Below are 26,447 nucleotides of genomic sequence, written 5' to 3' on the forward strand. Positions count from 1 at the left end.
GTCAAATCATGTAAAAATATGTAGGATTCTTTTGTTAAAAAATTCAAAAAAAGACTTTATTTCTGTGATTGTTGTTATATAATATAAACATAAATAACAAATGTGTTATAAAACAGGTGAAGTGGAGGAGAGTAAAGATGGCAATAGAAACGTCAGGCGTAACGATTACAGGAAATCTTTCATTAGCATATTCTGAAATCGTAACTCCCGAAGCACTTAATTTTGTGAGAGCTTTACATGAGCGTTTTAACTCGCGTCGAAAAGATCTATTGCAAGCAAGAAAAGAAAAGCAAGAACGAATTAACAATGGTGAAACGCTTCGATTTTTGCCAGAAACAGAAAGTATTCGCAATAGTGAATGGACAATTGCTCCGATTCCAACGGATCTGCAAGATAGACGCGTAGAAATTACAGGACCTGTTGATAGAAAAATGGTTATAAATGCCTTGAATTCAGGTGCTAGTCTCTTTATGGCAGACTTTGAAGATGCAAATTCTCCAACTTGGGAAAACAATATCGAAGGACATATTAACTTACGCGATGCAGTTAACGGAACGATTTCCTACACGAATCCAAATGGGAAAGAATATAAGTTAAATGAACAAACTGCTGTACTTAAGGTAAGACCGAGAGGCTGGCATTTGAATGAGAAGCATGTTCTCATCAATGGAGAAGAAATTTCCGGCGGCTTGATGGACTTTGGACTTTTTGTTTTCCACAATGCGAAGACATTAATTGAAAAAGGAAGCGGTCCTTACTTTTACCTTCCAAAGCTGCAATCTCATTTAGAAGCACGATTGTGGAATGATGTATTCACATTCTCCGAACAATATGTTGGCATTCCATATGGAACAATTAAAGCGACCGTGTTAATTGAAACGATTCATGCAGCATTCGAAGTAGATGAAATCTTATATGAATTACGCGATCATTCTGCTGGACTGAATTGCGGACGCTGGGATTACATTTTTAGTTACATTAAAACGTTCGCAAAACGTCCGGATGTTCTTCTTCCTGACCGTGCACAGATTACGATGACAGCGCCGTTTATGCGTGCTTACTGTCTACGCGTTATTCAAACTTGTCATCGTCGCAATGCACCGGCAATCGGCGGAATGGCTGCACAAATTCCAGTTAAAAATAATCCACAAGCAAATGAAGATGCATTTGCAAAAGTACGAGCTGATAAAGAAAGAGAAGCAAACGACGGTCATGATGGAACTTGGGTTGCTCATCCAGCGCTCGTTCCAGTTGCGAAGGAAGTTTTCGATCGTATTATGAAAACTCCAAATCAGATTGATAGAAAACGAGAAGATGTTTCGGTTACAGAACAGGATTTACTAGAAGTACCAAAAGGAACAATAACTGAACAAGGATTGCGTACGAACATTAATGTTGGTATTCAATATATTGCATCTTGGCTTGGCGGAAGAGGGGCCGCTCCAATCCATAATCTTATGGAAGATGCTGCTACTGCAGAAATTTCACGTGCTCAAGTTTGGCAATGGATTCGCCATCCAGAAGGTAAATTAGAGGATGGAACGAAGATTACATTCGAACTAGTTGATACATTTCAAGGGGAAGAAATGGAAGCAATTCGAGTTGAAGTTGGGAATGAAGCGTTCGAGAATGGAAGATTTGAAGAAGCATCGAAACTATTTACTTCATTAATTGAAAACAATGAGTTTACAGAATTCCTTACACTGCCTGGGTATGAAATGCTTTAAGAATAGGTAAAAATTTACGACTTATAAAACATTAAAGGGGATAAATAACATGACAAATGAAAAAGCGAAACAATTACAAGAACAATGGGAATTAAACGAACGTTGGAATGGGGTAGAACGTCCATATTCAGCAGAAGATGTACTTCGTCTTCGCGGTTCAATTGACATCGAATACACACTTGCTAAGAGAGGAGCAGAAAAGCTATGGAATCTTCTTCATACTGAAGACTACATTAATGCATTAGGAGCTCTTACTGGTAACCAAGCAATGCAACAAGTAAAAGCTGGATTAAAAGCAATTTACTTGAGCGGATGGCAAGTAGCAGCAGATGCAAACCTTGCTGGTCAAATGTACCCTGACCAAAGCTTGTACCCTGCAAACAGTGTTCCTGCTGTTGTAAAACGTATTAACCAAACGCTTCAACGTGCTGACCAAATTCAACATATGGAAGGCAGCGGAGATGTTGATTATTTCGTACCAATCGTAGCTGATGCAGAGGCAGGCTTCGGTGGACAATTGAATGTGTTCGAATTAATGAAGGGCATGATTGAAGCTGGAGCAGCTGGTGTTCACTTCGAAGATCAACTTTCTTCTGAGAAAAAATGCGGTCACTTAGGCGGAAAAGTATTGCTACCAACACAAACGGCTGTTCGTAACCTAATTTCAGCTCGTCTTGCAGCTGACGTTATGGGAGTACCAACTATTATTGTTGGAAGAACAGATGCAGATGCTGCAAACCTAATTACAAGTGATATCGACCCTACGGATCATCCGTTTATCACAGGCGAAAGAACAACAGAAGGATTCTACCGTACAAAAGCAGGTATCGACCAAGCAATCGCACGCGGATTATCTTATGCTCCGTATGCAGATTTAATCTGGTGCGAAACTTCTGAACCAAACCTAGAAGATGCAAAGAAATTTGCTGATGCTATTCATGCTAAATATCCAAACAAAATGCTTGCATACAACTGCTCACCATCATTCAACTGGAAGCAAAAGCTTGACGATGAAACAATCGCAAACTTCCAAAAACAAATTGCATCATACGGCTACAAGTTCCAATTCGTAACACTTGCTGGATTCCATGCATTAAACTACAGCATGTTCGACTTAGCACGCGGCTACAAAGATCGTGGCATGGCTGCTTATTCTGAATTGCAACAAAGAGAATTTGCTGCAGAAGAACACGGCTACTCTGCAACTCGTCATCAACGTGAAGTAGGAACTGGATACTTCGACCAAGTAGCACAAGTTGTTACAGGTGGAACATCTTCTACAACAGCATTGACAGGTTCAACAGAAGAAGCACAATTTACAAAATAAGAGAATATGAGAATAAAAGATGGATGGGAGCGAGTTATAATCTTGCTCCCATCCATCTTTTCTTATGCGCATAATCTTTTGTAGTAAAATATTGGTAGGATTAGTGTTTATTTATATACATACTTTAGACGAGAAAGATCTGCATTTGTATTATGTTATAAAAATGTAAAAATATTGAAAATAACTATTCTTGATAGAATATAAAATAGTATAATCCAAATGTAAGATTTAATAGTAAATATTCTGTAAAAAGGAGTGAAAGGATTGAAAGGAAATATGGAAAAGTTTTTGAAGGAGTATATTCTCAATCGAAGGACGATTGCCATTCTTCCGCTAGTCGGTAAGGATGAACGTATTATTTCTCGTGTTATGGAGGAAGAAGATGAGTTTCTTGTATTAAAGAGGCCATTTGAAGTAATTGAACAGAGCTGCCGCTATTATGGTAGTAGTTTTTCTGGTAGAAAAGAAGGAACGAAGGAACTCATTGGCGTGACACACAAAGCCCCGATTTGTATCAGTCCTACTGATAATTTATATTTTTTCTCAACATTGTCATACACAAGGAAAGAATGTGCATGGTTATCCCACTTTCATATAACAGCAAGTAAACCTCTTCCACATAATACCCTTCTTATTAAATTCAGTAATCATAAAATGATTAAAATGGAAATTTCAAAAGTCTCATTTGACAATCAGCTTCACCGAACTGCACAGCTTCGTTCAGCATTCGAAGACCGCAAGGACAGACGGGAGGTAAAGTCATTTCAGTTTGCGAACCAGAATGAGCTATTTGAACACACATCGGAGCATGAAAAAATGTATGTTGCGGAGTGTGACGAATAGGATTTCTTGTTTTAAAGAGAGTGTTCCACTAAGCATTGTGTCTTTTTGGAACATTCTTTTTTATGTAGTATTATGTATGTAACCTGCATGAAGTACGGCTGGATCATGCTTAGAAAAACTCTCAAATGATGGTACAATAGATAAAAGCTGAATAAGGAGAATGTGAGTTGTATGGATGTGGAACTTTGGAAGGATACACTTTCTACCGAGAGTATACAACATATTTTCGAAACGTATCGTGAATGGATTCCGTTTTTTAGTATGGGATTGCCGTTTTTAGAAGCATTTTTACCGTTTTTACCGCTGCTTGCCTTTGTAATGGTAAATGCTGCGGTTCATGGGCTTTTCATTGGCTTTTTGTATTCATGGATTGGCTCTTGCACGGGTGCCATGCTATTATTTCTACTCATTCGACACTTCGGACAACATCAATTTTTCGCATTTGTTCATCGACATCCCAAAATGCAAGCTGCTATGCATACAATGAAAAGGAAAGGCTTTGCTCCGATGTTTATTTTTTATTGTATCCCCTTCTCTCCTTCAGCTTTATTAACCGTTGTAGCAGGACTTTCGATTATAAGTAAAAAACAATTTCTACTAGCACTGCTGCTTGGAAAAGCTGTCATGATATTTGGAATGAGTGTCATTGGTAATGATTGGGAAGCGTTTTTTCAAAAGCCATTCAAAGCTTTACTTTTCTTAGCTATTATCGGTATATTGTGGCTTGCTGGAAAAAGGATAGAGGCAAAGATGGTTGTAGAAGAATAAGCTCTTTAGGCTTGTTTGTAAATGGGATGAGGAGGAATCATTATGAAGCGTGGTTATCTCTTTTGGGTTAAGACGATAGGAGTATCTATTATTTTAGCAGCATCCATTCGAACCTTTTTCTTCTCAACGTATGTAGTACAAGGGAAATCCATGATGCCAACTTTACAGGACGGAAATTTAATCGTTATCAATAAAGCACTTCATCAAGTTGGAGAGCTGCATCGTTTCGATGTGATTGTCTTTCATGCAAATCCGCAGGAAGACTATGTGAAACGTATTATTGGCTTACCGGGAGACCGTATTGAATATAAACAGGATAAACTTTATATAAATGGCGTGTACGTAGATGAACCGTTTTTACAATCTTATAAAAACCAACTTTCTGAAGGATTTCTTACGGAAGATTTCACACTAACACAAGTAACAGGGAAAAAGGTAGTTCCGCAAGGTTGTGTGTTTGTCCTCGGTGATAATCGATTAGATAGTTGGGATAGTAGAAAATTTGGGTTCGTAGATATTCATCAAATTGTTGGGAAAGTAGATTTACGCTACTGGCCAATTAATGAAGTACAAGTTCGGTTTTGATTCAAAGCCATAATTGTAAAATTAAAATAAAGTTTGAGCAAAATCCTGTATTCATTCATACAGGATTTTACTTCGTGTTGGTATTGTAAACCTCCGTCAAGTTATACCATCTAAGGGTCTATTCTTGAATAAGAGAAGATTATAATACTATAATATAGGAAATAAATTTGAAGATGAAGGTGTGTAAATATGTCTAAAAAACAAGAAATCATCTCAATTGCCAGAGCGATTATTTATTCTAAGGGTTATCAAGCAACATCTATAAGTGATATTCTTCTTGCTGCTAATATTGGAAAAGGTCAGTTTTATCATTATTTTTCCTCTAAATACGATCTAGGTTTAGCCGTTGTAGAGAGTATAGTTCAAGAGTGGGATCAACAGTTAATTATCGGTATTTTTCAATCACCAATTGAACCTACAGCTAAATTAAACAAGATGCTTGATAGAACACTCAATTTTCATACTGAAATGGTAAATAAATCAGGTTGTCCTGTGGGTAATTTAGCTATTGAAATGAGTGAACATGATGAAACCTTTTGTTCGAAAATTCAATATATTTTTGAACGTTGGATTGGAGCTGTAGAAGAAACTTTAGATGAAATGGTCAAGCAAGGTCAATTAGATTCCACAATCGATACAAAAAAAAGTGCCAGGGCAATGATAGCTATGATTGAAGGTGGAATTTTATTAATGAAAAACCAGAAAGACATCGATTATTTAATCAACGTCATCGATGTAATTCGTAAGCAGTACAACCTTTCTTAATGGCATGTAATTTTTTACTTGCCAATTTTTTAATCGGTATGATAAACTACTTTCTGTACCGACCGGTAGGTACAGAAAGAAAAAAATAAATATGTACGGAGGTGTTCGTGTGAAAATTGAAGTTTGGTCTGATATTGCTTGTCCGTTTTGTTATATTGGGAAGCGCAGATTAGAAGAGGCATTGGCCCAATTTCCCCATAAAGATCAAGTAGAAGTTGAATTTAAAAGCTTTGAACTAGATCCAAATGCTTCATTAAACAATGGAAGAAGTATTTATGAGGAATTTTCAATGAAGTATGGCATGAGCATTGAACAAGCAAAGCAGACTACCAAGGGAATTGCCCAGCAGGCAGCTACTGTTGGTCTAACTTTTAACTTTAAGGAAATGAAACCAACAAATACTTTTAACGCCCACCGCCTAATAAAGTGGGCAAAGCGTAATGGAAAAGAAGCAGCTATTATAGAAAAACTGCTCTATGCATATTTCACTGAATCAAAGGATTTAGGTAGTATTGAAACACTTGCAGATATAGCAGAAGAATCATGTTTAGATAGGAAGGAAGCTTTAAGAGTTCTTAATGATAAGAAACTTAATGCAAATGATGTAAGACAGGATGAAGTCGCTGCTGAACAATTCGGTATCAGGGGAGTTCCATATTTTATTATTAATCAAAAATACGGCATTTCAGGCGCACAGCCAACGGAAACATTTGCTGGTGCACTTCAAAAGGTGTGGGAAGAAGAGAACCCTGCACCGAAATTACAAGACCTTTCATTAGACAGTGGAGACGATGCATGCTGCGCTGATGGCAGATGCATGGCTTTGCGACAATAACTACTTTTTAAAAGAAGCAGTTAAAAGCAGATTCTTTATAAGAAATTACCCCCAAAAGGGAACGAACCTATAAATTTAGTATTGAAATGAAAAGAAGGAGAGAGCAAAATGAAAAATTTAAATGGAATCGATATGAGTGTTATTCAAAATTTAGTGGAGCAGTATAAAAAACAACCTGATGAAGCCGTTACAAACTGGTCTTCTACAGTAAAATGGAATAATGGATTTCACGCTCAAGCTGAAGTCCGCGATCACACACCTATTCTTGTTGATGAACCAAATTGGTTATCAGGTTCCAATAAAGGGGCAAATCCAGTCGAGCTTTTATTAAGTGCACTCGGTTCTTGTATGTCAATCGGGTTTATTGCAGCGGCAAGTACAATGGGAATTCAATTAAATTCATTAGAAGTTGAAGTTTCAGGGGATTTAGATCTAAAAGTATTTTTAGGATTACGAGAAGGAAATTCTGGATTTGATGAAATCCATGCTCATTTTAAGGTTGATAGTGATGGAGAAGATCTTCAAATTGAGGAAATTATTTCACAAGTTATGAAACTTTCTCCTGTAAAGAATTCGTTAGAAAGAAACGTTCATGTGAAATCAACTTTTAACCACAATAAGTAAAGGTCCGATTGGGTGTGACCTGCATGATGCAGGCCACAAAAGTGTACAATAGGATGTTATTATTCTAGCTTTCTTTTAACTATCAGTGGGGAAAATGATACAGACTAACTTCGCGACGTCAAGCGTGCAACGTCTGCGCTAGTACGTCTTGTGCGTCGAAAATCTCCACTGATAGAAGTATTACTTGATTAATATTTGTGATAGGAGAGGAGAAAAGCATTATGGTTTTGATTAGTGCAACCTCCAAAAATAAGCGCGTTAATCGATGGCTGGCTCTATTTTGGATTGCAATAGCTGAATTATTCGCTTTAAGCCTCTGGTTTAGTGCTTCGGCTGTTCTCCCTCAATTGGAAAAAGAGTGGGGGATGGATGCTGTACAAGGATCTTGGCTTACATCATCAGTACAAATTGGATTTATTTTTGGAGCTATCATTAGCGCTTTCCTAGGCCTTGCTGATCGCGTTAATCCAAGAAAGCTATTTGCTATTTCTTGTGTAATAGGGGCTGTCGTAAATGGTTTGTTTATTCTAAGTTCCGGGATGAAAATCGGATTGATCTTACAATTTTGTACTGGAATTACAATGGCTGGTGTCTACCCAACTGCAGTAAAACTATTATCCATGTGGTTTCAAAATAGACGAGGATTTGGAATTGGAGTTTTGATTGCTGCACTTACATTAGGTTCATCATTGCCGCATTTTCTCCTTTTATTCACTTCAGATGTTAGTTGGAAGGTAATGATGGTAGTTAGTTCATTGTTGGCACTAGTTGCGGCTGCGATTATGCAGTGGGCACTTCCAGAAGCTCCGGTGTCATCTAGAAAATCAGTCTCTGTTTCACTTGGTATACTCAAAAAGGTAATTAAAAATCGGCCTGTTATGTTAGCGAACTATGGATATTTCGGACATATGTGGGAATTGTATGCTATGTGGACGTGGATTCCTTCTTTTTTAACAGCCAGCTTCAAAATATCGTTGATCGGAACCTCCTTACAAGAGATGAGCACGTTGTTTTCTTTTTTAACGATAGGACTTTCGGGTGCAATCGGATGTATCGTCGGTGGAATATATGCGGACAAGATTGGGAAGGCACGCCTTTCGATGATAGCCATGGCAATAAGTAGCGTTTCTTCTATATGTATTGGTTTTACTTTTGGACGTTCAATTTGGTTTACTGTCATTGTCGCAGTAATCTGGGGAATGTCGGTCGTTGCTGATTCAGGTCAATTTTCAGCAGTGGTAGCAGATCTCGCAGAATCAGAGTATGTGGGAACTGCTCTTACTTTTCAAATGGCCATCGGATTTCTATTTACGGTGATTTCAATCTATTTAATTCCTGTTTTAGAACCTCTATTAGGATGGCAGTTGGTATTTTCCATTCTCGCTATTGGTCCGATAGCAGGAATTTGGGCTATGATTTTGCTTAGACGTGATGAAAAGCTTAGGGTTGAATAAAACCTTGAACATCAGTTCATAGTTATTAGTTGAACATACATCAGAACACGGAAGTATCTATATCGCTGAATTAGATGAATCCGTAAAACTGTTATCTTCAACGTAGAAGGGAAAAAGATTTACTTCAAAGCCGCAGAATTAACAGGCCTGTATTACCTTTATCAGTATATAATCAAAAAACAGAAGGGTGTTCAAAGAGAGGACATTGCAATCTCTTTGACACCCTTTTACTTATGAAAAGAATACTTTTTCCTCTATCAAATAGGATTTCTCCATTCCCTAGGGGGAATGATATTCATAAAGTAGGTATGCAAATGTTTCAATTAGATAATTCCATAAATGATGGTACAATAAAAAGAAGTGAAAGACTAGAAGGACAATATTGGCAGATTGAAGAAGTACAAGTTAAATTTGACAGGTAATTCGATTTCATCGAGTTACCTTCTTTTTTCAAGGAAGGTGAAGATATCATGTCGCTTCGCTTTATAATTGGACGAGCTGGCAGTGGGAAAAGTGAAACAGTATTATCTGAAATACAATCAGAATTACAAAAAAGTCCGAAGGGAGCTTCCATACTCTATCTTGTGCCGGATCAAATGACTTTTCAGGCGCAGCAAGCTTTGCATCATAAGGTTCGAAGCTCTATACGTGCTCAAGTGTTTAGTTTTTCTCGGCTTGCTTGGCGTGTACTGCAAGAGGTAGGAGGCTCAAGTCGTCTTCATATTGATGGTGCTGGTGTAAATATGCTTCTTCGTAAAATCGTGGAAGCGCGAAAAGGAGAGCTAACTGTTTTTCAAAAGGCGTCTGATCAAAACGGTTTTTTTGATCAATTAAGCGCCATGATAGCCGAATGGAAACGCCATAATGTAACACCTTCAGACATTTATTCGCTTTCACAGGAACTAGACGGAAGCAAACAAATGCTGCTAGCTAATAAGCTACACGATTTACAGCTTCTATATGAGGATTTTGAACGAGCGCTAGTCGGAAAATACTTAGACGGAGAAGACTATATTCAGCTATTAATCGAAAAAATACCAGAGTCGCAATATGTAAAACAAGCAGAGGTGTATGTAGATGGCTTTCATACCTTTTTGCCTCAGGAGATAGATGTGCTAAAACAGCTTTTGCGAAATGGCTGCCAGGTTACGGTAACATTAACGATTGATCAGGTGAATGAAGCGAAGGATGAACTTCATCTTTTTTATCAAACCTGGAATACATATGATCGTTTGTTACGTGCTGCGAAAGAAATTGGGATACAGGTGGAAGCACCCATCATACTAACAGGGCAGGCGCGCTTCCAATCAAGCCGTTCCTTAGCTCATCTAGAGAAAAATTATGATGTTCGTCCTTATCCGTATTTCGGAGAGACACCGGATATTACCTTACTTGCAGCAGCAAATCGTCGTGCTGAAGTGGAGACCATTGCTCGGGAAATAAGGGAACTAGTACGAAGCGGCTATAGATACCGAGATATTGCCGTTATGGTTCGAAATGGTGACAGTTATTACGATGTGATTCAAACCATGTTTCAAGATTATAATATTCCTTATTTTATAGATAAAAAGCGTTCGATGCTGCATCATCCGCTTATTGAGCTGATTCGTTCGTCATTTGATGTGATAAGAGGAAATTGGCGATATGATGCTGTTTTTCGTTGTGTAAAAACAGAACTTTTGTATCCGCTACGCTCCCATACGGAGAAGCTAAGAGAAGATATGGATGAGTTCGAAAATTATTGCCTTTCATACGGAATACAAGGGAGCCGCTGGACATCTGAGGTAAGATGGACGTATCGTCGATATCGTTCCTTGGACGGGAATATTACAGGGCAAACCGATTATGAAAAAACGATGGAAGATAAGATTAACAGCCTTCGTGATATGATTGCAAAACCAATCCTCACATTGAAAAATCGCTTAAAGCGTGCGAAATCTGTACTTTCTATGTGCGAGGCAGTGTATCTGTATTTAGAAGAATTACAAATTCCTAAAAAGCTAGAAGTACTTCGAAAAAAGGAAGAAGAAAAAGGGAATTTCTTATTTGCCAAAGACCATGAACAAGTATGGGATGAGGTGATTCACCTATTCGATACGTTTGTTGAAATGCTAGGGAACGAAAAACTGTCTCTTGATATGTTTACACAAGTGGTGTCGACCGGATTGGAATCTTTGCAATTTGCAAATATACCTCCGTCACTCGATCAGGTGCTTATTGCAAATATAGATACGTCTCGCGTAACAAACATATCGGCTCTCTTTTTCATTGGAGTGAATGAAGGGGTTATCCCGGCTGCTCCTGCTGATGAAGGTGTTCTGTCAGATGAGGAGCGAGAATTACTATTGCAAAGCGGAATGCAGCTCGCGTCTACGAGTAGACAAGCGTTACTAGAAGAGCAGTTTTTAATCTATGAAACCCTTACAAAGCCATCCCATAAGCTTATGATTTCCTGCCCTTTTGCTGATGAAGAAGGAAAAACATTGCTTGCATCCAGTCTATTTAAGAAAATAAGAGGGATGTTTCCTCTCGTTCATGAAGCATTTGTGACGAATGATGTGAATGATGTACCGAAGGAAGAACAGCTTTCCTTCGTGGAAACGCCAGCTGCTACTTTAACGTATGTAACGCAGCAACTGCAAACATGGAAAAGATACCGATATGAGAGTGATTTGGCGTTTTGGTGGGATGTATATAATTTCTTTGTTACAAATGACGCTTGGAAGGAACAGAGCAAGCGAGTTTTTTCTAGTTTGTTTTATCGAAACGAAGCTCGTAAGCTGGATCAATCAATCAGCAAGGAATTGTATGGGGATGAAATCATCGGAAGTGTTTCACGTATGGAGTTATTTCAACGCTGTTCCTATGCTCATTTTATTCAGTATGGCTTAGGTCTTCGCGAGCGAGATATTTTTAGAATGGAAGCACCTGATATGGGTGAGCTCTTTCACGCTGCTCTAAAAAATATTGCAGATCAGTTGCTCGCACATAAACGAAGCTGGGGCGATTTAACGAAGAAGGAATGTGAACATCTGGCTGAGGAAACGATTGAAACGCTCGCACCTCTTTTACAGAAGGAAATCTTGCTTAGCTCCAATCGTCATCATTATTTAAAACGTAAATTGCAGCAGATTATTTACCGCGCTTCCGTCGTGTTAAGTGAACAGGAGAAGGCGAGTGGATTTGTTCCTGTTGCCTTAGAAGTACCGTTTGGAATGGGAAATGGCGCTTTGCCACCTGTTGCTTTGCAGCTAAACAATGGGACGAATATGAAGATTGTCGGTAGAATTGACCGAGTAGATCGTGCAGAAGGAGATCAGGGCACGTTTTTACGTATTATTGATTATAAATCAAGCAGCAAAGTATTAGACATAGCGGAAGTATACTATGGACTTTCCCTGCAAATGCTTACGTATCTTGATGTAGTTGTAGAAAATGCAAAGCAATGGATAGTCTCTGGGAAACCAGTACAACCAGCTGGTGTTCTTTATTTTCACATTCATAACCCGATTATTGAAGTGAATAAAAATTTGTCAGAGTTAGAAATTGAGCATGAAATAGTAAAGCAGTTTAAAATGAAAGGCCTGATGCTTGCAGAACGGGAAGTGATGCAGCTTATGGATAAAACGCTAGAAACAGGTTCATCTCATATCGTTTCAGCAAGCTTAAAAAAGGATGGCAGCTTCTATAGCAATTCATCCGTGGCAAGCTTACAGCAATTCGATGTACTACAAAATCATGTACATCGTAAGTTTGAAGTAACAGGAAATAACATAACGGATGGAATCATTGGCATTGATCCTTATAAAATAAAAAACAAAACAGCATGTGCCTTTTGTCAATTTCGTTCTATTTGTCAATTTGATGAAAGTCTTAAGGAAAATAGCTATCGTTTGCTTACTCCGCTGAAGAGCAGTGAAGCGTTAGAAAAAATGAGCGAGGAGGTATCCAATCATGACAATGATTCCGAAACCGGCAGAGAGTAAGTGGACAGATGAACAATGGAAGGCGATAACAGAGGATGGACAAGATATTCTCGTGGCAGCAGCGGCGGGATCAGGAAAAACGGCGGTTCTCGTTGAACGCATCATAAAAAAGATTGTCACAGGCAAACAAGATGTGGATCGTCTCCTCGTTGTAACGTTTACAAATGCTTCTGCACAGGAAATGAAAAAGCGTATTGGAGAAGCGTTAGAAAAGGAATTATCCTCCCATGAGGATTCGTATCATCTTAGAAAGCAGCTTACCCTCTTAAATCGTGCATCGATTTCAACGCTGCACTCCTTTTGCTTGCAGGTGATACGTTCCTATTATTTCATGATTGATATTGATCCAGGTTTTCGTATTGCAAATGAAACGGAAGTAGAACTAGTAAAGGAAGAGGTGCTCGGTGATTTACTAGAAGAACAGTACGGGACGAGGCACAATGATTTATTTTTTGAAGTCGTAGATATGTACACGAGCGATCGCGGTGATGATGACATACAAACGATGATTCTTCATTTGTTTAAGGAAGCGCGTGCGCATCCGAATCCAAATGCATGGCTCGATCAACTTGTTTCGATGTACGACGTAACAGATAAGACAATTGAGGATTTACCATATACAAAAGCACTTCTTGATGACGTAAAACGTACCTTACAAGGTGCCTATGAATGTATAAACAGAGCTCTTCTACTTACTGCTCTGCCGGATGGTCCAGCTCCGCGAGCCGCTGTATTTGAAGACGATCGGAATGTAATACATGCCTTACTTGATGCAGCGAATCATTCTTGGGAGGCTATCTATGAGAAGATGCAGCAAGTAAAATGGACAACCTTGCCTCGAATTAAAAAAAGCGACTACGATGAAGAATTGCTAAATCGAACGGATACGCTTCGTAAAAAAGCGAAGGAAATGGTGGCAAAGCTAAAGGAGGAATGCTTTAGTCGAACGCCAGACCATTTTGTTCAAGATTTATCGAAAATGAAGCCAGTTTTAGCAAAACTCATCGAGCTTGTAAAAGAATTCAGTGTTAGATTTCAAGCAAGTAAGAGTGAAAAAAGCATCGTTGATTTTACTGATCTTGAGCATTTTTGTTTGGAAATCTTGTCTGATTCTACCGATGAAACAAAGCCGTCGTCTGTTGCACTGCAATATCGAGAGAAATTTATGGAAGTTCTCGTAGATGAATATCAGGATACGAATATGGTGCAAGAACGTATTCTTCAGCTTGTAACAAAGGAATCGGAGAATGGCGGAAATTTATTTATGGTTGGCGATGTGAAACAGTCCATCTATCGCTTCCGTTTAGCAGAACCTGGTTTATTTTTAAGTAAATATAAACGATTTAGGGCAGACGGGTTGAATAACGGAATGCGTATTGATTTGGCAAAAAACTTTCGGAGCCGTAATGAGGTGTTAGCGGGGACGAATTTCATTTTTCGGCAAATCATGGGTGAAGCGGTAGGAGAAATCGAGTATGATGCAGATGCTGAGCTAAAGTTAGGTGCCAATTATCCAGAATCGAACAGTACAGCAGCGGAATGGATTATTATCAATCAGCACCAAGAGGAGACGAGTGAAGAAGAGGATGAGCGTATGGAATGGGAAGCATCGCAGATTGAGGCACGCTTCCTTGCAAAGCGGATTAAAGAAATGGTCGCATCCGGCTATGAAGTGTATGATCGCAGTGCGAATACGATGCGTCCGGTTTCCTATCGTGATTTTGTTATTTTGCTTCGCTCTATGCCTTGGGCTCCTACAATGGTAGAAGAGTGCAAGCAGCAAGGTATTCCCGTATATGCAGAGCTTTCTACTGGTTATTTCGAAGCGACCGAAATTCATATCATGATGAACGTGCTTCGCGTGATTGACAATCCAGCTCAAGATATTCCCCTTGCTTCTGTACTTCGTTCACCAATCGTTGGTATAACGGATGAAGAATTAGCGAAGCTGCGCATATTTAAAAAAAGAGGTACCTTTTATCAAGTTCTTCTTTCTTATTTAAACGATGGGGATAAAGGGGAGCCATTGTATACCAAAATCGCATCCTTTTATGAGCTTCTTCAAGAATGGCGCAGTTTTGCGCGTCAACAACCGCTATCTGATTTAATTTGGAAAGTGTACCGTGAAACGGGCTACTACGATTTTGTTGCAGGATTGCCTGGAGGAAAGCAGCGTCAAGCAAATTTGCGAGTGCTGTATGATCGTGCTCGTCAATATGAGTCAACGTCTTTTCGTGGGTTGTTTCGATTTTTACGCTTTATTGAGCGAATCATCGATCGCGGTGATGATATGGGAACAGCACGTGCTCTTGGAGAGCAAGAAGATGTTGTGCGGATTATGACGATTCATAAAAGCAAAGGATTAGAGTTTCCTGTGGTATTCGTTGCAGGTCTAAATCGTCGTTTTAATATGCAAGATTTAAACAAACGTTATTTGCTTCATAAAGATTTAGGATTCGGTTCACCGTTCATTGATCCAAATAAACGTATTCAATATAAAACGTTGCCGCAGCTAGCAATCAAGCGAAAAATGAAATTGGAGCTGATAGCAGAAGAAATGCGAGTGTTATATGTTGCGTTAACACGTGCAAAGGAAAAACTCATTTTAATTGGAACGGTGAAAGACATGGAAGCCTCTCTTAGCAAATGGAGCGATATGCGTGAGCAAGAGGACTGGTTGCTTCCAGACTATGTTCGAGCAGGCTCGTCTTGTTATATGGATTGGATTGGAGCTGCACTGCTTCGCCATAAAGCAAGTAGCTCACTTATGGAAGGGATAGAGCATCTTAACGGGGTTGTGGCAAATGATCCTTCATCTTGGACGATACATCCGGTTGAGGCAGCAACTTTATCGCCATCTGAGCAGCTTGATGACGTACAGCGTTCTTTACTCGATTCCCTTCAAAATCATAGTGAGGTAGATATTATCTCAGATAAACATGAAGAAGTGATAGAAAGGCTCACTTGGACGTATCCATTTCAAGAGGCAACTGAACATCGGGCAAAACAGACAGTTACGGAAATTAAACGAAATTATCAAATTGAAGAAGAAGGCCATACACATAGAAAGGCTATGACTCCTATTGGAACGAGACCGAGATTTATGGAGCGTAAAGGATTAACAGGTGCTGAATATGGAACGGCAGTTCACCTTGTTATGCAGCATGTGCCGCTTATAGAGAATATGTCAACGGAGAGTATAGAAGAATTGCTAGCAAAAATGGTAAATGATGAGCTTCTCACTTACGAGCAGGCTATGTCAATTATTCCGCAAGATATCATTGCCTTTTTTCATTCCCCACTTGGTCAGCGTATGCTAAAAGGTAAAACCGAACGGGAAGTTCCATTTTCTATGACGATTGCTGCTAGTGAATCCTACGCAGATTGGAACGGGATAGAAGAAGAGGTACTGGTGCAAGGGGTTATTGACTGTATGATTGAAGAGGACGATGGCATCGTGCTTATCGATTTTAAAACGGATCGCATTACAGGGAAATTTCCCGGCGGCTTTGAGCAGGCAAGTTCAGAGCTGCTAAAGCGCTATGAAATGCAGCTTACTCTTTATAGTAAAGCGATTGAAGAAGGACTTCATACTAAGGTGAAGGAAAAATACCTGTACTTTTTTGATGGCCAGCATAGTTTAAAAGTAGAATAGCACGCAAAAGCAATGGTTGGTCCTGGCTTCCTAGAAAGTAGAGGGATGAAGAAACTCCCTATTTTTTAGGAAGTTTCACTTTAGATTCATAAAGATATTTTCAATCATTTATATAAAATTGCTTGTTATGATGGTTTTGGGTTATTTGGGGTATGATCGATTTTAGATTAGAATTAGAGAGTTCCTGCAGTAGTTTGATCGTTCACATCTGGATCAAATGTATTGGTTGCATTAATACCGTTAAATGTATTGACGACAAAGCCTACATTTGACGAACCTGATCCATTAAATGCCTTGGAATTTTCCTTTGGAGAGACGTTATAGAAATCACCTAAATTAAATTGACCAGAACTCGTTTGTACAATTACATTTCCGACAAATGATGGTATTGTCCTCACCCTCTTATCGTATATTCCTGTAAGTAATATATGCCTTGATTTCGGATAATGTGTTATTTAATTAAATGTCGTATTTGTAATAGGCGATTATTGCTAAATGTATATTCTACATTTCCGATATGGAAAACAGCGGCGCCTTGGATGTAGGTCATATTAATTTGATTAATATGAATAAATGGACATTCCTGAATCGTATGCATTCGTACTTCTTTTCTTCGAGTGGGTATCGTAATCTCAGTATCTAAAAAGAGCGGATAGGATGCTAGCGGTGGTGTCTCATCTATAGAATATTGATCTGATTCCTGTTGAATCGCAATACCTCTACTCTTTGCATGAATGGTATTCGTATCGCCTAGCTGCGCAACCGCATCAATACCGAGTGAAGAGATATTGATTTCGTCCACTACTGAAAATCGTTTCATCATGCTAAACCTCTCCTCTACCTCGGTGTTGTAGGTACGGCTAAAACGGGAGGAACGAATGGCCCCTTTGCTAATGATTCGGGCGGTGTATCTAAAATAGAGGACAGGATAATTAAATCTGCATCCCCTACTAGAAATAAGGATGCAGCAGAAGTACCTATCGATTTAATTGTGCCAACCTTGAGTTCACAATTGACAACTGTAAAATTCATGTTACTCACTCCTTTCGGACATGATGAGGTAAATGCTGAATGAATGCTAAAAATGCTTTGTCAATGTCTTGCTTCATATTTTGTATAATGACCTCTTTCATATACTCTGGATTGGATGTAATCTCAGGATATGGCTGTATCTGCGATAGATAATAGGGAAGCCGATGCTCGATTTGTTTTTTAATATCATCTATCATCATTTGGCGGTACACATCATCTAGTGGAGTTCGTTCATTCGTTTCTAGCTGAATAATTCGTTCATAGGCTTCATGAGATAAGTAACGATTTATTTCTTGAATCAAGTCTTGGTAAAGATCAGGGCTTACTCCTGTTTCAGGATTAACAGTTAGTTTTTCTGTGTCTATATCAAAATCCTCAATCATATGTTCTTTTTTAGCAAAAGGAGAAAGACCGATGTTTAATGTGCCACTCAAATTCTCGACCTTTAGTTGATCAAATTTGTATTCTACTTTCCCGATAGAGGAGGGAGGATTTCGTTTTAGTCCTTCAATTTCTTCCTTTAATAACAGAACGGCAGCTTCAAGCTCCTCGATTCTTTTTTGTTGCTGCATGAGGGTTTGCTGAAGCTGCGTAGTAAAGGCAATCCAATCTTGATTCATAACCTACCCTCCTAGCGGTAATAAGTTTACATACTTTAATCACCTGTAGGGACAACAGAAATAATTTGGCCCTTTGCTTTTAATGGGCGAGCTGGTTCTGTAAATCCCCCTGTATTGGAAAATTTGGAAAGGGCTTTTATCGTTCCAGCACTACCTATTTGAAAGACGGAGGCAGATGTAACGCTTCCTACACGAAGATTATGGATGATAATACTTTGTTGAACATAAAGATTCACGATCTTTTCCCCCTTAGTACGTAAAGGATATTGGCTGATCGATGTAATCAGTATCAGATACATTCGTTGCATTTTGATAATTATAAATAGCTACAGTTTCCCCTACATTAAAGGACCCTGATCCAGCAATTGTCTTGGCAAAGGAAATCGGACGAATCACGAATACATCGCCAATATGAAATACTCCGCTCGATCCTATATTTACAATATTTACACTTCCAACAATAGCAGGCATGGATGTACACCTTTCATCAAAGTGATTCTTATAGGTATTGTATGGGCATTTTCCTAAGAATGTGTATAAAAATTTGAAAAAGAAAAGAAGATGACGGAACTGAAGTACGATGTACTCGTTCCGTCATCTATCCTTTTATAGAGAAATACAATTGTTACACTTAAATATCTATATAATTAGTTTGGTTAAGAGGAAGAGCTTTGTTTTATTTTTTACTGTTTTTCGACTCGAGTTGTGTAAGTAATAGCATATTTAAGAGCTTGTCTAATTCTTGACTGCAACTAATGGTTACATCAGCTGACATCCCATATTGATTAACCAAGTTCCTCATCATTTCTCGTTTTTCTTCAATTGCTTGTAGTAACATGTTATTGGCTCCATCTCTTTGTGATAATAAAGAGTCGTTTTTTTCATTCTTTGGTACTTATATACTCTATTATACAAGTTTACCTTCAAAAGAAAATAGTTTCGCTAAAAGCGGATAGGATTCTACATCTTTTAGCAATATAGTGATTTAAGATAATGTAAAGTAGCAACTACTGACGAAACAAGCAGGATTTTGTGTCATCTCATTCGAAGATTAATAAAGTAAAACTTCCCCAAAGTAGGGGTTCTTCTGTCTATAAATACAGGGAAAGAATAGCATGAGTTATCGAATGAAAGAAAGATCATGGGGGTGTGATTGATGAGATTTGTAACAGTTAAAAAGGGTGAAACGACATTTGTAGGGGTAGTAGACGATACAGTAACAAAGGTGGTTTATTTACAAGAAGCGCAGCAGGAAATGATGGGAAAAGTTCGTATTCCAAATACGATGATTGAATGTATAGAAGCGGGTGACGATTTTCTTACGCAAGCAGAAGAAGTAGTGAAATGGACCTATGAGCAACCACAGCCAATTGGTTTGTATAATATAGAAGAGATCACGCTGCTGGCACCGATCCCGTATCCACGGAAAAATATTATGTGTATTGGTAAAAATTACCGAGAACACGCTATTGAAATGGGAGGGGTTACGGATATCCCAGAGTATCCTCTATTTTTTACGAAGGCACCTACAACTGTAATTGGACATGGCAGCTATATTGCAAGTCATCAAGCTGTAACGGATCAAGTGGATTATGAGGGTGAGCTTGCTATTATTATTGGAAAACGTGGAACTGCTATTTCTAAGGAAGATGCTTATTCCTATGTATTTGGTTATACCATCATTAATGATGTAAGTGCACGTGACTTACAAAGTCGTCATAAACAATATTTTCTAGGAAAAAGCTTAGATACATTTTGTCCAATTGGACCGGTCATCATTCACCAATCTAGCATTGCAAATCCACACGATTTGACAATTGAAACAAAAGTGAACGGAGAGGTTCGGCAATCCTCTCATACATCGAAAATGATGTTTGACATTCCAACTATTCTATCGGTCTTAAGCCAAGGCATGACATTGGAGCCAGGTGATATTATTTCAACAGGAACACCAGAAGGAGTTGGAAAAGGATTTCAACCACCTCGATATTTAAAAACGGGAGATGTAATTGAAATAACGGTAGAAAATATCGGGACATTAGTAAACGAAGTAAAATAGGATTCAGTAGTAGTGAGGGATAAAAAAGAACGGGTTTTGACCGTTCTTTTTTATCCCTCTACTTTTGAGAAGGTTCACCTTATTCATTTTCAATCATTTTCGTTTCTCCATCAGCACGTGTAAAGATAAAGGTATCCTTACCTTCGTTACTATGGTGAACATAATGATGATGAAGAGAACAAACGAGATCTCCATTATCGTAGAGTATAAAATTAACTCCTTGATTTGGAATTTGGTTACGTATAAATTGCATACTATTATGACAGAATAAGCAATCATATAGGGAATATTCAAAAGCTTTAAGAGAACTTGCAAGTGCAAGAAAGGATGAATCGGATAGCCCTTTCAACCATTCTTCATAGGAATAGAGAAGCTTTTTTGGAACGCGAAGAGTATCTCTGTTTTGCAGCTTATACAGTATATTTTCTATTTTTATCATGTCATTTTCATAGATATGGGCAGGTATCCAATGATGTTCATATAATATTTCAAATCCATCCTGTACGATTTCTGACAATAAGCTTGCTTCCTCACTTTCTTCTTCAAAAAAAATCCATTCTGTATTTATATGTTCAATACTGCCGATTGTATAGGCACGATGTTGATTTCGCATGATTTGATAACGATTTATCATATATGATCCTCCTTTGACATTATTTACTGGTATCGACAGTTTTTCAATAATTTATAACGTGTGTGAACGTTTGTATGGATGTGGGCATACAATGGAACCAACTTGCAAGGTGATGCTGCCGTTACGTGAAACAACCTTCTTTTAGCAATTTACGGGTGGCCGGATTTTTCTATAGTGAATACCTAAGTAGGGACTGGCTGCCGTAAAAGAAAAGGTTAGCCCTAGCCTCCACATTGGGAAAACAACTTACTTAAGGAAAGTTAAAATAAAAATAGAAAGGATGAAGGGTATGTGTGGCATTACAGGTTGGGTAGAGTATACACGTTCTGTTTTAAATGAACGGGAAACGGTAGAAAAAATGACACAGACGCTTTCAAAACGGGGGCCTGATGATACAAACATACAGGCATTTACACACGCCATATTTGGTCATAAACGTTTAGTCGTTGTGGATCCAGAGGGTGGAAAGCAGCCGATGACAAGAGGCGAAGATGATTTCTACACGATTTGTTATAATGGTGAGCTATATAACACCGAGGATATTCGTAGTGAGCTTCTAAAAAAAGGATATACATTTCAAGGACATTCCGATACAGAAGTATTACTAGCCTCGTATATAGAATGGAAGGAAGATTGTGTAGATTATTTAAATGGCATTTTTACATTTGCCATTTGGGATGCAAAGAGAGAGCAAATATTTCTTGCTCGTGACAGACTTGGTGTAAAACCGTTATTTTACAAACAAGATGGAGACCGCTTGCTATTTGGTTCTGAGATAAAAGCTATTCTAGCCCACCCGGATGTGCGTGCAGAAGTAACTTATGAAGGACTAGCGGAAGTGCTCGGCTTAGGACCTTCTCGTTCTCCGGGGCATGGTGTATTTCGCGGGATACATGAGCTTCGTCCCGGGCATGCTCTTTCATTTTCGAAAGAGGGCTTACGTATTTGGCGTTATTGGAATGTTGTAAGTCGAAAGCATACAGATACGTTTGAAGAAACGGTATTCAATGTTCGTTTCTTATTGCAAGATGCAATTACAAGACAACTCGTATCTGATGTGCCTCTATGTACGTTTCTGTCCGGCGGGGTTGATTCGAGCGCTATTACAGCAATTGCAGCGAAGGCCTATGCACGTGATGGGAAAGGTCCTCTTCATACGTATTCTATTGATTATGAAGGAAATGATATGTACTTTAAGTCAAATTCCTTTCAGCCAAACAGTGATGGATATTGGATAGATATTATGTCAGATCGTTTTCAGACGAATCATCATCGCTGTGTGATTCATAATGAAGAACTGGCCGCTCATTTAACGGAAGCTGTTTTGGTTCGAGATCTACCTGGAATGGCTGATGTTGATTCTTCACTGCTATGGTTTTGTAAAGAAATAAAGAAGGACTTCGTTGTCGGGTTGTCTGGAGAATGTGCGGATGAAATATTTGGCGGGTATCCGTGGTTCCATCACCAAGATGCCAGAGAGATTCATTCCTTTCCGTGGATGCGATCTACAGAGGCGAGGGAAGCATTGCTAAACCAAACTTGGCGAAAGAGGTTGAAATTGCGTGATTATGTGCTAGCGCGCTATGAAGAATCGGTGAAGGAAACGCCTCAGTTAGACGGAGAAACGCCGCTTGAGGCGAAGCGCCGTGAATTATTTTATATAAATATGATTTGGTTTATGACAACGCTTCTTGATCGAAAGGATCGTATGAGCATGGGGGCAAGCTTAGAAGTACGCGTTCCTTTTGCTGATCATAGATTGGTTGAATATGTATGGAACGTCCCATGGGAAATGAAAATGCATCAGGGCAGAGAAAAAGGGTTGCTTCGAAAAGCACTCGAAGGAGTGTTACCTGATGAAGTGTTATATCGTAAGAAAAGTCCGTATCCGAAAACGCATAACCCCTTTTATACAAAAGCAGTTGTTAATTGGCTGAAGGAGGTTCTTTTAAATAAGAGCAGTATGCTGCATGAGCTGTTTGATTCTAAGCAGCTGCAAAATCTTATCGATTCAGAAGGAACTGCCTTTTCTACTCCGTGGTTTGGCCAGCTCATGACCGGCCCGCAGCTGCTTGCTCATCTTGCACAGCTAGATGTATGGTTTAACCAATACAATATTTCGATTATAGAATCATAATAAAAAGAGCTGTGGTTTCCTGCCACAGCTCTTTTCTCGGAACTTTATGGGTTTCACTTTATTTTTCGTCTTGCAGAGCGTCACAGCCTTCTTCGCCTGTGCGAATTTTAATTGCGTTGTTAAGCTCATAGATAAAGATTTTACCGTCGCCAGGTTTACCGGTATTTAATACACGTTTTGCTGTATCGACAACATCCTTTACCGGTACCTTACATACAACGATTTCGATTTTTAAGCGTTCATGCATTGTTATTTCACGCTGAACACCACGATATACTTCAGTGAATCCTTTTTGTAAGCCGCAGCCTAGTACATGGCTTACGGTAATACCACTAACTCCAATTTTCGCTAATTCTTGTTTGAATTCCTCAAATTTAGTTGGACGTGTAATAATTTCGATTTTAGTAAGTGTTTCACTCATCGTATATCACTCTCTTCTTCATAATAGATTATAGACTTTCATGATAAGCTTTTTCACCATGAATCGAGATATCAAGACCAAGAGCTTCTTCTTCTTCCGTCGTACGAATCGCTGTAAACAGTCCAATTACTTTGATAATAATAAGTGTTCCAATAGCTGCGAGAGCGTATGAAGTAACAATGGCAATAAGCTGTTTTACGACTAAGGAAGGATCACCATAGAATAGACCGTTAGCACCAGCATCATTTACTGTTTTTGTAGCGAATAATCCTGTTGCTATTCCTCCCCAAGTTCCGCCAATACCGTGAACACCGAATGAGTCAAGTGCATCATCGTATCCTAATTTTTTCTTTAAATAAGATACCCCGAAGTAACAAACAACACCTCCGACCAAACCAATTACAATGGAAGCCATTGGTGTTACATACCCACAAGCTGGAGTAATAGCGACTAAACCGGCGATAACACCGCTCACTGTCCCAAGTATAGTCGGCTTCTTTGTTAGACTCCATTCACAAGCAACCCAAGCAATTGCTGCAACTGCAGCAGCTGTATTTGTATTAATAAATGCTGTTAATGCAACGTTATTGAAAGTTAGAGCACTGCCTACGTTAAATCCAAACCAACCGAACCAAAGTATAGCTGCTCCAAGTACAGTAGTAGGAAGATTATGCGGTGCAATTGTATTTAATTCCTTACGTTTACCGAGCAGGATAGCTAAAACTAATCCAGATACACCGGAAGAAATATGAACGACGGTACCACCTGCAAAGTCAAGTGCACCTAGGTTGTGAAGCCAGCCGCCTGCACCCCATACCCAGTGAGCAAGAGGGTCATATACAAACGTTGCCCAAAGGAAGGTAAATGCTACGAAAGGCCCGAATTTCATTCTTTCAGCAAATGCTCCTGAAATAAGGGCTGGTGTTATAATTGCAAACATGAGTTGGAATAGCATGAATAATCCGTGAGGGATTGTAGCGCTATAATCGGCATTTGGATTGAATCCCACTCCATTTAAGCCGACGAAGTTAAATCCTCCGATTAGTCCATGCCAATCAGTACCAAAAGCAAGCGAGTAACCGAATAAAATCCATTGAACAGAAATAATTGCTAATGCTGAGTAACTGTGCATTGTGGTACTTAATACGTTTTTTCCTCTCACCATACCACCATAGTAAAGTGCGAGTCCAGGTGTCATCAGCATGACGAGGATGGTTGATACAAACATAAAGACTGTGTCACTTCCATTTAAACCTTGCATGTGAAATCCTCCCTTTCATAAATAAAATGAGACCATGAAACTATATTTTGTGTTAGTATTTCTAACACTATATGTTATATACGAGTATCATATTAGTTAATTATCATTTTGACAAGATGAAATAGGAGGAAAAATGTAAATATTATATCAATTTAAAGCATTATAAAATGAAACCGTATCCAAATGCAAGAAGATATAACATGATGTAGAGGAAAGCAAGAGAACAAAGAAAGAGCTGTAATCACAGCTCTTTCTGAGTGAAATATGGAATGGTAAACGTATTACTGTTCACGAAGCATTAGAAGTTACAAATGATTTTGTCTCCCATATGCGAGATCGCCATCTCCATAACATACATAATCCTCGAAACCATTCATCTATAATGTAGGCAATCCACACCCCTACGAGTCCCATTCCAAAATGAATCCCAAGCATATAGGCTACTGGAATGCTAATCCCCCACATAGAGAGAATCCCCATCATGACAGGAAACTTTACATCTCCTGATGCGCGCAAAGAGGAAATAATGACTAAATTAAAAGCGCGCCCAGGCTCTAACAGCAATGTAAGCATAATGAGTATACTTCCAGTTTCGATAATGTGATGGTTGTGAGTGAATATTGAAAACAAGGGTTCTCGAAAAAAGGAGAATACAGCTGCCATCGATATGGAAATAGCAATTGTGATTTTCAATGCTCGTAAGCAGCTATGGTACGCAGTGTCTAAGCGCTTAGCACCGACCAATTGTCCTATAATAATTTGTTCTCCTTCACTTATGGCTACAGAAAATAGAAAGATAAACATCGTCAGGTTTTGGGCATATACCTTTGTTGTTAATGCTTCGGTACCGAGCAATGTAACAAAGAAGGTAATAACTACTTGGGATGCGTTGTATGAGAGCTGCTCTCCCGCTGCTGGAATTCCAATTTTTAATAGGTTTCGCAGGTGAATAGAAGGAAGATGTAAGAGAGAGACACTTGTAAACAAATTTCTAACTCGTCGCAGTAAGACCATGCTAATGAGGATAAGTCCAATTATTCTACTAATAGTAGTAGACATAGCAACGCCTGCTTCACCTAAAATAGGGAACCCAAATGGACCGAATATAACTAGAAAATTTCCAATCACATTTAATATATTCATCGTAATCGTAATAAGCATCGTATCTCTCGTATAGCCATTGCTTCGCAAAATAGCCCCAATCGTCATAATAAGCGCTTGAACAAATGAAAAGCCACCAACAATTTTCATAAACGCATTGGCTCTCGGTAAAAGAGTGTTACTCAGTCCCATCACATGTAATATTGGCTCAGAAAAAAATAGCATACAGGCACTCACTGCTAATCCAAACAATGCGTTAGCTACAAGTGATACGACTGCGATTTCTTGAGCAGAAAGCTCTTCATTTGCACCGATATGCTGTGCGATTAACACGGCAGTTCCGGTTGTGACGAAACCGAACATAACGATGATAATGCTAAGTACTTGATTAGCAACTCCTACCGCTGCTACCGATTCGTCTGAATATTGACTAAGCATAAGTGTATCAGCATTACCCATTAGCATATATAACAAAATTTCTATAAAAATAGGCCAAGTAATGGTAAATAATGAAGGTATTTCTGTCGCTTTCATTATGTGCTCCTTTGTAAAAATCCGACATAATAACAATCACTAGTTTACTTTGCAAATGCTATAATAGGAAAGAGATAGA

General features: G+C 38.8%; 24 protein-coding genes. 13 read left to right on the plus strand and 11 right to left on the minus strand.

The genetic code is table 11. The features are described from left to right. Positions 1–137: 137 nt before the first annotated feature. The 11 genes from aceB to addA all read left to right on the plus strand — a co-directional run bounded on the left by aceB (position 138) and on the right by addA (position 16,569). Positions 138–1,727: a malate synthase A gene (gene aceB, locus ACM5BR_RS14415; RefSeq protein ID WP_416828686.1), complete on the plus strand. Its 1,590-nt coding sequence runs from the start codon at positions 138–140 to the stop codon at positions 1,725–1,727. 49 nt (positions 1,728–1,776) lie between these two features. Then, positions 1,777–3,054 (plus strand): isocitrate lyase, encoded by a 1,278-nt coding sequence (gene aceA / locus ACM5BR_RS14420; protein WP_416828687.1) that lies wholly within the window; start codon positions 1,777–1,779, stop codon positions 3,052–3,054. Between the two features lie 264 nt (positions 3,055–3,318). Beyond that, on the plus strand, positions 3,319–3,897 hold the full coding sequence (locus tag ACM5BR_RS14425; RefSeq protein ID WP_416828688.1) for a competence protein ComK: 579 nt from the start codon (positions 3,319–3,321) through the stop codon (positions 3,895–3,897). Positions 3,898–4,068: 171 nt separating this feature from the next. Next, positions 4,069–4,665: a TVP38/TMEM64 family protein gene (locus ACM5BR_RS14430; RefSeq protein ID WP_416828689.1), complete on the plus strand. Its 597-nt coding sequence runs from the start codon at positions 4,069–4,071 to the stop codon at positions 4,663–4,665. A gap of 42 nt (positions 4,666–4,707) precedes the next feature. After that, positions 4,708–5,250, plus strand: coding sequence for a signal peptidase I (gene lepB / locus ACM5BR_RS14435; RefSeq protein WP_416828690.1), 543 nt, complete (start codon positions 4,708–4,710; stop codon positions 5,248–5,250). Positions 5,251–5,439: 189 nt separating this feature from the next. Beyond that, positions 5,440–6,015, plus strand: a complete 576-nt coding sequence (locus ACM5BR_RS14440) for a TetR/AcrR family transcriptional regulator (RefSeq protein WP_416828691.1) — start codon at positions 5,440–5,442, stop codon at positions 6,013–6,015. Positions 6,016–6,124: 109 nt separating this feature from the next. After that, positions 6,125–6,850 (plus strand): DsbA family oxidoreductase, encoded by a 726-nt coding sequence (locus ACM5BR_RS14445; protein ID WP_416828693.1) that lies wholly within the window; start codon positions 6,125–6,127, stop codon positions 6,848–6,850. 108 nt (positions 6,851–6,958) lie between these two features. Then, positions 6,959–7,474, plus strand: a complete 516-nt coding sequence (locus tag ACM5BR_RS14450; protein ID WP_416828694.1) for an OsmC family protein — start codon at positions 6,959–6,961, stop codon at positions 7,472–7,474. 221 nt (positions 7,475–7,695) lie between these two features. After that, positions 7,696–8,928, plus strand: a complete 1,233-nt coding sequence (locus ACM5BR_RS14455; RefSeq protein WP_416828696.1) for an MFS transporter — start codon at positions 7,696–7,698, stop codon at positions 8,926–8,928. Between the two features lie 470 nt (positions 8,929–9,398). Continuing rightward, complete coding sequence (gene addB, locus ACM5BR_RS14460; protein WP_416828697.1) at positions 9,399–12,914, plus strand: helicase-exonuclease AddAB subunit AddB; 3,516 nt, start codon at positions 9,399–9,401, stop codon at positions 12,912–12,914. After that, on the plus strand, positions 12,883–16,569 hold the full coding sequence (gene addA / locus ACM5BR_RS14465; RefSeq protein WP_416828698.1) for a helicase-exonuclease AddAB subunit AddA: 3,687 nt from the start codon (positions 12,883–12,885) through the stop codon (positions 16,567–16,569). The genes addB and addA overlap by 32 nt, the downstream gene beginning before the upstream one ends. A 173-nt stretch (positions 16,570–16,742) precedes the next feature. Here the strand turns inward: addA and ACM5BR_RS14470 are convergent, their stop codons facing one another. The 7 genes from ACM5BR_RS14470 to ACM5BR_RS14500 form a co-directional block, all read right to left on the minus strand. Further along, on the minus strand, positions 16,743–16,958 hold the full coding sequence (locus ACM5BR_RS14470) for a spore germination protein (protein WP_416828849.1): 216 nt from the start codon (positions 16,956–16,958) through the stop codon (positions 16,743–16,745). 62 nt (positions 16,959–17,020) lie between these two features. Beyond that, positions 17,021–17,392: a spore germination protein GerPE gene (locus ACM5BR_RS14475; RefSeq protein WP_416828699.1), complete on the minus strand. Its 372-nt coding sequence runs from the start codon at positions 17,390–17,392 to the stop codon at positions 17,021–17,023. A 14-nt stretch (positions 17,393–17,406) separates the two neighbouring features. Continuing rightward, entirely contained in the window at positions 17,407–17,601 is a 195-nt protein-coding gene (locus ACM5BR_RS14480; protein ID WP_416828700.1) for a spore gernimation protein GerPD, read from the minus strand. 5 nt (positions 17,602–17,606) lie between these two features. Further along, the gene (gene gerPC / locus ACM5BR_RS14485; RefSeq protein WP_416828701.1) at positions 17,607–18,221 is read right to left on the minus strand and encodes a spore germination protein GerPC; all 615 of its coding nucleotides are present in this window, start codon (positions 18,219–18,221) and stop codon (positions 17,607–17,609) included. 35 nt (positions 18,222–18,256) lie between these two features. Then, positions 18,257–18,457 carry a spore germination protein GerPB gene (locus tag ACM5BR_RS14490; protein ID WP_416828703.1) on the minus strand — a complete coding sequence of 67 codons (201 nt, stop codon included), beginning with the start codon at positions 18,455–18,457 and terminating at the stop codon, positions 18,257–18,259. A 13-nt stretch (positions 18,458–18,470) separates the two neighbouring features. Next, the gene (locus ACM5BR_RS14495; RefSeq protein ID WP_416828705.1) at positions 18,471–18,692 is read right to left on the minus strand and encodes a spore germination protein; all 222 of its coding nucleotides are present in this window, start codon (positions 18,690–18,692) and stop codon (positions 18,471–18,473) included. A gap of 205 nt (positions 18,693–18,897) precedes the next feature. Next, on the minus strand, positions 18,898–19,059 hold the full coding sequence (locus ACM5BR_RS14500) for a Spo0E family sporulation regulatory protein-aspartic acid phosphatase (protein ID WP_416828706.1): 162 nt from the start codon (positions 19,057–19,059) through the stop codon (positions 18,898–18,900). Between the two features lie 318 nt (positions 19,060–19,377). On the opposite strand from ACM5BR_RS14500, the gene ACM5BR_RS14505 reads away from it, so the two are divergent. Next, the gene (locus ACM5BR_RS14505) at positions 19,378–20,280 is read left to right on the plus strand and encodes a fumarylacetoacetate hydrolase family protein (protein ID WP_416828707.1); all 903 of its coding nucleotides are present in this window, start codon (positions 19,378–19,380) and stop codon (positions 20,278–20,280) included. A 79-nt stretch (positions 20,281–20,359) separates the two neighbouring features. On the opposite strand, the gene ACM5BR_RS14510 is transcribed toward ACM5BR_RS14505, so the two are convergent. After that, positions 20,360–20,914: a DUF2777 family protein gene (locus tag ACM5BR_RS14510; RefSeq protein ID WP_416828708.1), complete on the minus strand. Its 555-nt coding sequence runs from the start codon at positions 20,912–20,914 to the stop codon at positions 20,360–20,362. Positions 20,915–21,203: 289 nt separating this feature from the next. Between ACM5BR_RS14510 and asnB the strand changes: the two genes are divergently transcribed. Continuing rightward, complete coding sequence (asnB, locus tag ACM5BR_RS14515; RefSeq protein WP_416828710.1) at positions 21,204–23,051, plus strand: asparagine synthase (glutamine-hydrolyzing); 1,848 nt, start codon at positions 21,204–21,206, stop codon at positions 23,049–23,051. A gap of 58 nt (positions 23,052–23,109) precedes the next feature. Here asnB and ACM5BR_RS14520 read toward each other — a convergent pair whose 3' ends face one another. From ACM5BR_RS14520 to ACM5BR_RS14530, 3 genes are all read right to left on the minus strand, one after another. Continuing rightward, on the minus strand, positions 23,110–23,472 hold the full coding sequence (locus ACM5BR_RS14520; RefSeq protein WP_416828711.1) for a P-II family nitrogen regulator: 363 nt from the start codon (positions 23,470–23,472) through the stop codon (positions 23,110–23,112). Between the two features lie 28 nt (positions 23,473–23,500). Then, positions 23,501–24,733 carry an ammonium transporter gene (locus tag ACM5BR_RS14525; protein WP_416828712.1) on the minus strand — a complete coding sequence of 411 codons (1,233 nt, stop codon included), beginning with the start codon at positions 24,731–24,733 and terminating at the stop codon, positions 23,501–23,503. 288 nt (positions 24,734–25,021) lie between these two features. Continuing rightward, the gene (locus ACM5BR_RS14530; RefSeq protein ID WP_416828713.1) at positions 25,022–26,368 is read right to left on the minus strand and encodes an MATE family efflux transporter; all 1,347 of its coding nucleotides are present in this window, start codon (positions 26,366–26,368) and stop codon (positions 25,022–25,024) included. Positions 26,369–26,447: the final 79 nt, after the last annotated feature.

The organism is Ectobacillus polymachus (genome assembly GCF_048159605.1).
Taxonomy (GTDB): domain Bacteria; phylum Bacillota; class Bacilli; order Bacillales; family Bacillaceae_G; genus Ectobacillus; species Ectobacillus polymachus.

What these genes read in the sequence shown, in the direction of transcription:
- aceB (WP_416828686.1), top strand. Translation starts at nt 138, where the DNA reads ATGGCAATAGAAACGTCAGGCGTAACGATTACAGGAAATCTTTCATTA.
- aceA (WP_416828687.1), top strand. Translation starts at nt 1,777, where the DNA reads ATGACAAATGAAAAAGCGAAACAATTACAAGAACAATGGGAATTAAAC.
- ACM5BR_RS14430 (WP_416828689.1), top strand. Translation starts at nt 4,069, where the DNA reads ATGGATGTGGAACTTTGGAAGGATACACTTTCTACCGAGAGTATACAA.
- lepB (WP_416828690.1), top strand. Translation starts at nt 4,708, where the DNA reads ATGAAGCGTGGTTATCTCTTTTGGGTTAAGACGATAGGAGTATCTATT.
- ACM5BR_RS14440 (WP_416828691.1), top strand. Translation starts at nt 5,440, where the DNA reads ATGTCTAAAAAACAAGAAATCATCTCAATTGCCAGAGCGATTATTTAT.
- ACM5BR_RS14450 (WP_416828694.1), top strand. Translation starts at nt 6,959, where the DNA reads ATGAAAAATTTAAATGGAATCGATATGAGTGTTATTCAAAATTTAGTG.
- ACM5BR_RS14455 (WP_416828696.1), top strand. Translation starts at nt 7,696, where the DNA reads ATGGTTTTGATTAGTGCAACCTCCAAAAATAAGCGCGTTAATCGATGG.
- addB (WP_416828697.1), top strand. Translation starts at nt 9,399, where the DNA reads ATGTCGCTTCGCTTTATAATTGGACGAGCTGGCAGTGGGAAAAGTGAA.
- addA (WP_416828698.1), top strand. Translation starts at nt 12,883, where the DNA reads ATGACAATGATTCCGAAACCGGCAGAGAGTAAGTGGACAGATGAACAA.
- ACM5BR_RS14475 (WP_416828699.1), bottom strand. Translation starts at nt 17,392, where the DNA reads ATGATGAAACGATTTTCAGTAGTGGACGAAATCAATATCTCTTCACTC.
- ACM5BR_RS14480 (WP_416828700.1), bottom strand. Translation starts at nt 17,601, where the DNA reads ATGAATTTTACAGTTGTCAATTGTGAACTCAAGGTTGGCACAATTAAA.
- gerPC (WP_416828701.1), bottom strand. Translation starts at nt 18,221, where the DNA reads ATGAATCAAGATTGGATTGCCTTTACTACGCAGCTTCAGCAAACCCTC.
- ACM5BR_RS14495 (WP_416828705.1), bottom strand. Translation starts at nt 18,692, where the DNA reads ATGCCTGCTATTGTTGGAAGTGTAAATATTGTAAATATAGGATCGAGC.
- ACM5BR_RS14500 (WP_416828706.1), bottom strand. Translation starts at nt 19,059, where the DNA reads ATGTTACTACAAGCAATTGAAGAAAAACGAGAAATGATGAGGAACTTG.
- ACM5BR_RS14505 (WP_416828707.1), top strand. Translation starts at nt 19,378, where the DNA reads ATGAGATTTGTAACAGTTAAAAAGGGTGAAACGACATTTGTAGGGGTA.
- ACM5BR_RS14510 (WP_416828708.1), bottom strand. Translation starts at nt 20,914, where the DNA reads ATGATAAATCGTTATCAAATCATGCGAAATCAACATCGTGCCTATACA.
- asnB (WP_416828710.1), top strand. Translation starts at nt 21,204, where the DNA reads ATGTGTGGCATTACAGGTTGGGTAGAGTATACACGTTCTGTTTTAAAT.
- ACM5BR_RS14520 (WP_416828711.1), bottom strand. Translation starts at nt 23,472, where the DNA reads ATGAGTGAAACACTTACTAAAATCGAAATTATTACACGTCCAACTAAA.
- ACM5BR_RS14525 (WP_416828712.1), bottom strand. Translation starts at nt 24,733, where the DNA reads ATGCAAGGTTTAAATGGAAGTGACACAGTCTTTATGTTTGTATCAACC.
- ACM5BR_RS14530 (WP_416828713.1), bottom strand. Translation starts at nt 26,368, where the DNA reads ATGAAAGCGACAGAAATACCTTCATTATTTACCATTACTTGGCCTATT.